Source organism: Blastomonas sp. UPD001 (genome assembly GCF_003426715.1).
Taxonomy (GTDB): Bacteria; Pseudomonadota; Alphaproteobacteria; order Sphingomonadales; family Sphingomonadaceae; genus Blastomonas.
Genome location: NZ_QKVT01000001.1, coordinates 224445 through 225108 on the forward strand (window position 1 = coordinate 224445; position 664 = coordinate 225108).

Annotated in this window: 1 protein-coding gene; it reads left to right on the top strand. The window is 64.3% G+C overall.

From position 1 onward, the window contains the following. Positions 1–143 precede the first annotated feature (143 nt). Positions 144–596: a peptidylprolyl isomerase gene (locus DM995_RS01070; RefSeq protein WP_023837821.1), complete on the top strand. Its 453-nt coding sequence runs from the start codon at positions 144–146 to the stop codon at positions 594–596. Positions 597–664: the final 68 nt, after the last annotated feature.

Consider the following 664-nt stretch of genomic DNA (forward strand, 5'->3'; position numbering starts at 1 on the left):
GCGGGGACGCCGCAACGTTTCGCGTGTTTGGCGCTTCGCACCTGCAAAAGCAATCCCGATCGGGCGCGTCGGCCAAGGGGTGACATTCGCATGGCGGCCGCTATATCGGCGGCACCCATTTCTCCGGCCGCAAAGGACCTATCATGACCGCCGAAACGCTTACCTTTCACATTCAGGATGGCGGCGACATCGTCATCAAGCTGCGCCCCGATCTTGCGCCCAACCATGTCGAACGCATCGTCGAACTGGCGCAGGAAGGCTTTTACGACGGCGTGAAGTTCCACCGCGTCATCGCCGGCTTCATGGCGCAGGGCGGCTGCCCCAACGGCACCGGCACAGGCGGCTCGAAGAAGCCCGACCTGAAACAGGAATTCAACGACGAGCCGCATGTCGAGGGCGTGTGCTCGATGGCGCGGACGATGGATCCGAACAGCGCCAACAGCCAGTTCTTCATCTGCCTCGACGACGCGCGCTTCCTCGATCGCCAGTACACCGTCTGGGGCCAGGTGATCGAGGGCATGGAACATGTCCACGCGCTGCCCAAGGGCGAACCGCCCGCCAAGCCCGGCGTGATCGCCTCGGCGACCGTGGCCTGATCATTTCGAGGGCCTAGCCCCTCGCCAGGCTGTCCCCCTCCCTATCAGGGAGGGGAAAGGGGGTGGGT